Source organism: Pontimicrobium sp. MEBiC01747, assembly GCF_053601635.1.
The window spans coordinates 1-9,499 of record NZ_JBSHNS010000146.1 but is presented as its reverse complement, the minus strand read 5'-3'; the positions used below and the strand labels follow the sequence as shown (position 1 = coordinate 9,499).

Genomic DNA, 9,499 nt, shown 5'->3' with positions numbered 1-9,499 from the left:
GGTTAATATTGCGCCTGTTGCATTGTTTGAGTTCTCGGCATTTACGGCACTTAATCCATTTCTTAATACAGGAACTCCTACTGAGGAAGCACTGATTAGATTAATTGTAGTAGAAGCAGTAATACCAGTGATATTTATAGTTGCAGTTCCAGACCCGTTTAAAGTTATAGTTTGATTTGAGCCTCCATCAATATTATAAGTTACTGTTGCATTTGGAGTTCCAGTTATAGTAAATATGGCATCTCCAGTATCACATAAATCTGCGCTTGCAGAAGCATCAGCCGTAGCACCAGCTGTAACGTCTATACATATAATTTCATTGTAAGAACATCCAAAACCATCTGTAGCGGTGAAAGTATAACAGTGCATGCCCGTTGCTGTTGGTTGTACAGTAATATCATTTCCACTTGTATTAATTATATTCCCCGTTCCAGAATTAGCACTCCATGAGCTAGAAGCAATAGTTTGATTGAATGTGAAATTTGGATCTGAAGGCGCAATGCTAGAATCGAAAGTTAAGCCTAAACCAAAAATATAACCATCATCAGAACTAATATTATCTGTAATAGTAACACACCAATCTCCATTTATTGGGGAACCTATAAAAGCAGCGAAAGAATTATCTGAATCATAAGATCCAGCTGATATAGAATTACCTGCAGTAGAGTTTACCGTAGTAGGCCCATTATCTAAAGTTGTACCAGTTGAACCAGCATCTAAAAAGTAATAGTCCCAACCAGTCCCAGGTCCAGTTCCATCTGTTTGAATTGGGTCTCCTAAATTGGCTCCTGAATTGGCTATACTTCCACTATCTAATAGTACTACAGATGCTCCGTTAGGAGCAGTTAGAGTCATACCTAAATCGCCTAAGTAAGTGTGTTCTATATTCATAAAAACATTCACAATATCAGTAACACTAGTAATATTTGTAGTATTTGGGTAGCAGTCTACTGTAAAACAAGTTTGGTACACTCCTGTGCTACTATCTGGTAAAAATGTTGTAGTGTAGTTAGGAGGAGCACAGTTTACCGAAATAGATTGTGGGGTAACTACTCCATTTATAACTGAGGTATCTCCTTGACATATAGGATCTGAAACCGCTGCTGTTCCTGTAAAATCTGGTGTTGGAGCTACATGAATAATTTGATTTATTTTATTTGTATTCGTACAGCTTCCTGCTGCAATATTTAAATTAACTAAATAAACACCTCCAGTAGCATAAGTATGAGAAACATTAGTTCCTGTACCAGTAGTTCCGTCTCCAAAATCCCAAGTGTATGTAGCACCTGCTCCAGAGTTAGAGAATGTTCCACTACCTACAAAATTAACAGAGTCACCTTGACAGATGCCTATAACTCCATTTCCGTTTACTGCTGGTGTTGTTGAAAGTAAGTTAGCTGTAACTGTTTGATTGCAAGGAGCAAAACAAGAAATATCTGCTTCCCAACCTGAATATGTAAGACTTGAATCTGATTGAAAAGATATAGTAAGACAGCCGCTGGCGTCACTAGATACCAATGTACCTGGATTAGTTGTATAAGTCCCCATTAAAGGAGACCCTGTGTTAGGGCCATTATATACAGTCATAAAATCTAATGTACTTCCTTCTACACTAAAACTAGAAAAGTCTAATTGCGTAAATGTACCTGGATTTGCAGGATCTGGGCAAATGGTTATAGTGTAATTTTCGCTATTTGCATAATTACCTGAAGCTCCTCCAGAGTCAACAAAAGTATCAGAGCATGTATATACAGTATTTCCATTTTCGGTTGCTATATTGTATTGTGCATTAAGAACAGATACACAAATAAGTGCTAATAAAAGTAGTACTCTCTTCATAATTATCTTCTTGGTTGGATTAACATGTAGTATTGGGTATTGCCTAGCTTGTAAACAATCGTTTTTTGAGGGAATAATTCAATTTTATATTTTAAAGGGTTGAATGTCTGGATATCATACGAAGAATCTCTCTCTTGATTAGCGTTATATTTGGTGTGTAGCTCAACATCCGAAATATTTTTAAAGACTTTTCCTTCGTATTTAGTGTTGGTTGCAAAACTTAAACGGTTTTGAAAAAAATCTACTAATAGATTATAACGACTATCATCGTTAAGGAAAAAGTTAAAATTATCTGCGTATGCCTCTTTTATAAAAGTATTTATATCTTCTATAGAATAGTTTTTAAAAGAGCTTGTTGTGTGATTAAAACTCTTATTTTGAGTGTCTTGTGAAGAGATATTCTCGGATGTTTGATTTGAGTTTAGAGATAGATTTAGTAAAAGGCAAAGCCCTATAAGTATGTTTTTCATGACTTAATAAATGATATTTTAATATGTTTTTTCTTACAAAAATATGTAGGGAAAACAGCTTTTACTCATAAAAAAATATGTGTATAAGCGCTTTTAGGCTATATAGTTTATAACCTAGAGATAAATCGAATTTTTAAAGTGAAAATTAACTTTCAGTGTTTTTTATATGGAATAAAAAAATTGAAGAGACTTCTTTTTTATGATAAAAAAGGTAATTGTAGAAATGGGACATAGTATATTTAGATTTAGTTGGTAATTTTGCTAATATATAATATTTTTTTAACATTTTTTTAACCGTATTAATATTCTTGTTATGAACTGATTAAAAAAATGCTTGAAACCCTTGTGTTTTGTAGGTTGTTAATTGTCAAAAAGTTAACATTTTTTTATTATACAATAATTAAAAGCTGTTTTTGCTATGTAAAATATGCCTTTTTGTAGTACTATTTACTTATCTGGAAGAGAATAATCGTCTATTTGATGTACTAATTAAAGAAAACGAAGAATATTTAACATTTTTTATCTTGATAATTTTATACCTTTCTAAATAAAATATTATGATGTATAAAACAATTTTAACTGTTTTAATTATTAGTGGTTTGTGGTCATGTAAAGAGGTAAGTGGTGAGGTCGATACTTCTCAAGCGATTAAACAAATTGATAAAGCGAATAACTTAAATGACAGTGTTGATGAAAAGGTAACAATTGAGTTTCCTTCTAAAGATGGTTTGCTTATCACCGCTGATGTTTATAAAGTGGGAGATAAACCGGTTTCGATACTATTATGTCATCAAGCTAGATTTAGTAGAGGTGAATATAAAGACACGGCGTTAAAACTAAATGCTTTGGGCTACTCAGTAATGGCTATAGATCAACGTTCTGGCGATAGTGCTAATAATATTATTAATGAAACGGCTAAACTCGCTAAGTCTAAGAATCTTCCAACAGGATATTTAGATGCAAGGCAGGATATAGAGGCGGCTATAGACTATATTTATACTAATAATGGTGGTAGGCCTATTTTATTGCTGGGAAGTTCCTACTCGGCTTCTTTGTCTTTGTTAATCGCTAACAATAATAATAAAGTGAAAAAAGTAGCAGCATTTAGCCCAGGAGAATACTTTAAAGGAGTAGATATTCAAGGTGCAATAAAAGATTATAATAAACCTGTTTTTGTTACAGCATCTAATAGCGAGACTCAAGCATTAACAACTTTAGTAAGTAAAATCAATGGTAAATACCTTTACCATTACAAACCAAAAGAAAAGGGAATCCATGGTTCTAGAGCTTTATGGGACACTACCGATGGTAGTGAAGGTTATTGGATAGCATTTAAAGCATTTTTAGATTTATAATAATTCTAAAATACGCTCTAAAGCCATTCCTCTAGATCCTTTTATTAGTAACGTAACGTCTGTAACTGATAAACTGTTAAAGTTGCTTTTTAAAGCTTCGAACGAGTGGTACTGTTTTATTTTAGGATTCGTATTTTTAGTATTATAAAAATTTTCGCCAACAAGAATAATGGCATCTATATTAAGCTGGCTGGCTAAATCTGCAATGTTTTGATGTTCTTGTTTAGCTTCGTCTCCTAATTCGAACATATCACCTAAAATAGCAATTTTATTAGAGGTTACTTTTAAGTCTGAAAAATTAGACAACGCGGCTTTCATGCTAGAAGGGTTTGCATTATATGCATCTAGAATGATTTTAGTCGTCTCTTTTTCTAATATTTGAGAACGATTATTCCTTGGTGTATATTGCTCTAAAGCTTCTTTTATAGAAGCGTCTTCAACCTTAAAATAATTACCAATACAAATTGCGGCCGCTATGTTATTAAAATTATAAATACCTATTAATTGTGTTCGTATTGTTTGCTTATTATAACTTGCATAAACAAATGGTTGTGCTTGCTCTAGTGTAACTGTTAAGTTAGCTGTGTCCTTATCTCCAAAAGTTATTATTTGTGCATTTTTAGAGTGTTCTACTTGCTTACTATCGTTGGCATTAACAAAAATTAATTTTGTGTTTGCTTTGAGGTAATTGTAGAGTTCTGTTTTTCCTTTTATAACACCTTCAATACCACCAAAACCTTCTAAATGTGCTTTTCCAAAATTTGTAATGTAACCATAATCTGGTTGCGCTATAGAGCATAAAAAATCAATTTCTTTTTGATGGTTAGCCCCCATTTCTACTATTCCAATCTCTGTGGCTTTAGTCATAGAAAGCAGGGTAAGTGGTACTCCTATATGGTTGTTTAAATTACCTATAGTTGCTGTTGTATTATACTTTTTAGATAAAACAGCATTAATGAGTTCTTTAGTTGTTGTTTTTCCATTACTACCAGTAAGTGCTATAATCGGTAGTTTTAAATAATTACGATGGTAGGTTGCTAATGCTTGTAGCGTTTTTAAAACATCTTCAACATGTATAGTTTTTTCTGTATTACTGTGATATTCTTTTTCGTCTATTATAACGTATTTAGCTCCTTTATCTAATGCTTGATTAGCAAATGTATTACCATTAAAATGTTCTCCTTTTAAAGCAAAAAATAAATCTCCTTTACGAACTTTTCTTGTATCTGTAGAGATGGAATTGTTTTCTAAAAAAAGTTTGTGTATTTGAGGTATTGTCATGTTCTGTAATAGATTTTCTTTGTGAAAATAAATGTATAAAAAAAGTCCTAACTAATTGTTAGGACTTTTATAATATATAGAACTAAAATCTAGTTTTTAGATTTGTTTCCTTTTTTAGATTTAGAACCAACTCTAGACATAGCACATCTAAAACCAATATAATCGGTAGCTATATTTTGTGGGTAATAACGTCTTTGTGCAGGATCTAACCAGTATTCTCTGTCTTTCCAAGAACCTCCTTTGTAAACACGTACTTCATCGTTAATTAGAGATGTACGCTTGTCAGATTTGTCATATTCTCTAATAAGGGCTCCTGTAGAATCTACTTCAACAGAATGATCTGGAGAGTTATACATTTTACGTGTAGTGTTAGTGTCTTCTCCTTCTGTTTCATCATCAAAACCATCAGCATAGTAACGAGAAGAACGCTTGTCACCATCTCTAAAGTTTCTGTTATCACTAGTATCGAAATTTGTTCTTAAGTATGTTTCGTCTAAATCAACTGGTACTTGAGCAATTTCTCCTGGTAAATCTCTAGCAATTATTTTTCCATTTGCTAATGTATCGTAAACAATAGTTTCTGTTGTAACAATTTCTACTGTACCATCTTCTCCAATTTTATTCTTGGTATAAACGTTTCCACGGTAGTAGTTAAAGTCATTAAATTCATCATCAACTATTGGTCTGTAAACATCTGCTACCCATTCAGCAACATTACCAGCCATGTCATATAAACCAAAATCATTAGGCTCGAAAGATTTTACTTGAGCAGTAATGTCAGCACCGTCATCAGACCATCCTGCAATACCACCGTAATCACCTTTTCCTTGCTTGAAGTTAGCTAATTGATCTCCACGAACTTTACGTTTTCCTGAACGTGTATATTGTCCTTCCCATGGGTATTTTTTTCTACCTCTGTAAGAGTTATAACTTCTTATTTCAGATAAACCTAAGGCAGCATATTCCCATTCAGCTTCAGTTGGTAGTCTGTACTTAGGAGAAATAATTCCTGTTTGTCTTGTAGCATATACATTAATTTCGTTTCCTTCTGCATCTACTTGAGGCTTTAATTTTCCTCCTTTTAAGATCTCTTCATTACCACCGTATGTTTGTGTTGGTGCATTAATGTATGTGTCTGTATTAAAGTTAGCATCAGCAGTCGCTTCATATTGGCTATCTTGTTTTAGGTAGCCTTCTTTTTGTAGACTTAATTCATTATAACGATCTGTTCTCCAATTAGCAAATTCAACAGCTTGAATCCAACTAACACCAACCACAGGGTATTCTCCATATCCTGGGTGACGTAAATAGTTGTTTGTCATTACTTCGTTGTAACCTAATCTGTTTCTCCAAACTAGAGTATCTGGTACAACACCATCATATATTTTTCTAAAGTTTTCATCATCTGGTGGATATACAGTTCTAATCCAATGTAAATATTCAGTATACATTTTATTAGTTACTTCTGTTTCATCCATATAAAACGATTGAACATGCTGTTGATTTGGACTATTGTTCCAATCATGCATTACATCATCTTGAACTCTACCCATTGTGAAAGTACCACCTTCAACAAATACCAATCCTGGAGCAGTTTCTTGCTCTTTAAATTTAGTATTGTATTGAAAACCACCTTCTTTAGCGTTAATTTTCCATCCTGTTGCTCTTGAAGTATTAGAGCCACCTCCAGATCTTTTACATCCTACCAAGGTTAGCGACACAGCTATTATTAAAATAAGCCTTGATACAATTAGTTTTTTCATATTCATACGTTTAAGTAAGCTAATTATGTTTTTTTGGAGTCGCAATATAACAATTATACCTAACTCTACAAGTTTAAATTGTGAAATTTGAATAAAAAAATCGCATTTCATCCTATTTTATTTACTGTATAACGATGTTTTGTGTGTTTCATCGTTATTGTATCTAGTTAACGTGCGATTTGTCAATTTAGTATCACAATTTCAAATTATTTTACGAAATAATTAAGAAATAAATATACTTGATAAGATTAATTTATGTTCCTAATATTAGGTAGTAACAGTTTTAAATGAAATTACCCTACTTATAAATACTAAATAATAAAATAAAGGCGTTATGTGGTGTAATGAAAAATCTAACATCAATAATAGCGCTATTAACAGTAATTTTAGTTTATCCACAGCAGAAAACAATAGATTTAAATTGGGGAGAAGAAAAAATAATTACTACAAGTAAATCACAAATTAAAATTCCAAGTTTTACACCAAGAGATAATTTTAGATACACAGAAAAAGAGGGTGTTGAATTTATTAAACAGTGGGAGGTTGAAATGCCAGTAAACATTGAATCTGTAGGGATTAGTAATATTAATTATGCTACAATTACTATAGAGGAATTAAAGGATGTTAATATTAAAAGCATCTCAAGTACAATTAACTTTAAACTAAAAAATACATTCGCAAGAAATAAACAATATGTACTATTTAATATTTTTCCAATAGTAAAAGAAGGAAATAATACGTATAAAAAAATAGTCTCTTTTACAATTAACTATAAGTATAGTAATAAGTTTAGTTCTAAAACAAGTTTGTTAAATACAATAACTAATTCAGTTTTAAATACAGGAACATGGCATAAGTTTGTAATAAACAAAACAGGAGTTTTTAAATTGGATAAAGCATTCCTAAACGCTTTAGGAATAAATACTAACACGATAAACCCTAAAACAATTAAAATTTTTGGAAATGGAGGGAAGATGTTACCTTATGCTAATAGTGAAAACTACCCTTTAGACCCTATAGAAAATGCAATAAAAGTTATAGGAGAAGACGATGGTGTTTTTAATGATAATGATTATGTCTTGTTTTATGGTGAAGGCCCTAAAGGAAATGTTGATGATGTGAAAATTAATACTAACCTTAATCCATATACAGATACAACTTATTATTATATAACAACAAGCGGGAGTAATGGTAAGCGTATAGAGCCAATGGTTCAACCAGTAGGAACTCCTGATACTACTATTAATACGTTTCATGATTATCAATTTCATGAATTAGATGAGTATAGTTTAGCTTATGTTGGTAGGCGTTGGTTTGGAGATGAATTTGATATAGAAACTACAAAAACGTTCGATTTTAGTTTTCCAAACCTAGTAACAACAGAGCCTGTAAAACTAAAAGTTATAGGGGCTTCTCCATCCCAAGGCGGATCTACTATGGCTATTAGTTTTAATAATACAGAAGTTGGATCATTAATTATTCCTAATATACCCACTACAAGTAATAATCTTGCAGCAGAAGGTCTGTTTGTAAGTGACATAAATACAGGCTTAGCAGATGATATCTCTATAAGGGTAGATTTTGATAATTTAGGAAACCCAAGCACTAAAGGTTACATAGATTATATTGCTTTAGAAGCCATAAGAGATTTATCTTTTTCAGGAAATCAATTCGTTTTTTTCAATAAAGAAACAGTTACAACCAACGGTATAGGTTTGTACACACTAAGTAACGCAAGTAGCGTATTAGAAGTATGGGATATTACAGATAAAAATAATATTACGGCAGTAGAAAATAGTAATAATTCGTCTAGTATTAGCTTTAAATCAACACTAGGTAGCCTCAAAACATTTGTAACTGTTAGTGCTCTTGATTTTTTTACCCCATTAGATGGTTATAACTCGCAAGTAGCAAACCAAAACATAAAGGGAACTATTTTTAAAGATGAAAATGGTAATTTTAAAGATGTAGACTATATAATAGTAACACCTTCTGTTTTTTTTAACCAAGCAAAACGTTTGGCTGAGATTAATAAGAATAAGCATGATTTAAATGTAAAAATAGTAACCTTAAACTCTATTTATACAGAGTTTAGTACAGGTAATAAGGATATTTCGGCTATAAGAAATATGCTAAAATATGTTTACGATAATGCTAGTGCTCCAGAAAACAGGTTGAAATATGTCTGTTTTTTTGGAGATAGTTCTTTCGATTATAAAGAACGTGTGGCCTCAAATACCTATTACGTACCAACTTGGAACGCTTATAGTAGTTTTAACTTAACAACATCGTTTGTTTCCGACGATTTCTATGGTATGATGGATGCTAATGAAGGACGTATGGAAAATACAGATTTGCTAGATATAAATATTGGTAGAATTTTAGCAGACACACCGTTAAAAGCGAAACAAATGGTAGATAAAATAGAAACGTACTATTCTCAGGAAGCATTAGGTAGTTGGAGAAATAATTTTGTTGTTATTTCAGATGATGTTGATGTTGTAGAAGAATTTAGTTTACAGGAGACTACCGATTTAATTGGAGATTTAGTAACAGCAGAAAAACCATTTATAAATGTAGTGAAAATTCATACAGATAGTTTTGAACAAGAATCTTCAGCAGGAGGAGATCGTTATCCAAAAGTAGCAACAGCGATTTCTAATGCAATAGAAAACGGAGCGTTAGTTGTAAATTATTTTGGACATGGAGGAGAAGATGGTTTGGCTTCCGAGAGGATTTTTCAGAAAACAGATGTTTCAAGTTTGCGTAACGAATGTCAATTAAATTGTTT

6 protein-coding genes are annotated in these 9,499 nt (G+C 32.0%); 2 read left to right on the top strand and 4 right to left on the bottom strand.

Features of this window, described 5'->3' with window-relative positions:
* Together ACVC2P_RS03975 and ACVC2P_RS03970 are read right to left on the bottom strand one after the other, a co-directional pair.
* Nucleotides 1–1,839 (bottom strand): PKD domain-containing protein (locus ACVC2P_RS03975; protein ID WP_452597191.1); only part of this gene is annotated, 1,839 nt, incomplete at its 3' end.
* A 2-nt stretch (nucleotides 1,840–1,841) separates the two neighbouring features.
* A complete protein-coding gene (locus ACVC2P_RS03970; protein WP_452597190.1) occupies nucleotides 1,842–2,309 on the bottom strand; it encodes a hypothetical protein in 468 nt (155 codons plus the stop codon).
* A 557-nt stretch (nucleotides 2,310–2,866) separates the two neighbouring features.
* Here ACVC2P_RS03970 and ACVC2P_RS03965 point away from each other — a divergent pair.
* Nucleotides 2,867–3,664, top strand: coding sequence for a serine aminopeptidase domain-containing protein (locus ACVC2P_RS03965; RefSeq protein WP_452597189.1), 798 nt, complete (start codon nucleotides 2,867–2,869; stop codon nucleotides 3,662–3,664).
* Here the strand turns inward: ACVC2P_RS03965 and ACVC2P_RS03960 are convergent.
* Nucleotides 3,659–4,945, bottom strand: a complete 1,287-nt coding sequence (locus ACVC2P_RS03960) for a UDP-N-acetylmuramoyl-tripeptide--D-alanyl-D-alanine ligase (RefSeq protein ID WP_452597188.1) — start codon at nucleotides 4,943–4,945, stop codon at nucleotides 3,659–3,661. The two genes, ACVC2P_RS03965 and ACVC2P_RS03960, sit on opposite strands and share 6 nt — an antisense overlap.
* An 89-nt stretch (nucleotides 4,946–5,034) precedes the next feature.
* A complete protein-coding gene (gene gldJ, locus ACVC2P_RS03955; protein WP_452597187.1) occupies nucleotides 5,035–6,714 on the bottom strand; it encodes a gliding motility lipoprotein GldJ in 1,680 nt (559 codons plus the stop codon).
* 338 nt (nucleotides 6,715–7,052) lie between these two features.
* Here gldJ and porU point away from each other — a divergent pair.
* Nucleotides 7,053–9,499, top strand: a 2,447-nt coding sequence (gene porU / locus ACVC2P_RS03950; protein ID WP_452597186.1) for a type IX secretion system sortase PorU, incomplete at its 3' end; no start/stop codon positions are given.

Bases quoted from the DNA above. Each gene is read 5' to 3' on its own strand.
- ACVC2P_RS03970 (WP_452597190.1), bottom strand. From the start codon at position 2,309: ATGAAAAACATACTTATAGGGCTTTGCCTTTTACTAAATCTATCTCTA.
- gldJ (WP_452597187.1), bottom strand. From the start codon at position 6,714: ATGAATATGAAAAAACTAATTGTATCAAGGCTTATTTTAATAATAGCT.
- ACVC2P_RS03965 (WP_452597189.1), top strand. From the start codon at position 2,867: ATGATGTATAAAACAATTTTAACTGTTTTAATTATTAGTGGTTTGTGG.
- ACVC2P_RS03960 (WP_452597188.1), bottom strand. From the start codon at position 4,945: ATGACAATACCTCAAATACACAAACTTTTTTTAGAAAACAATTCCATC.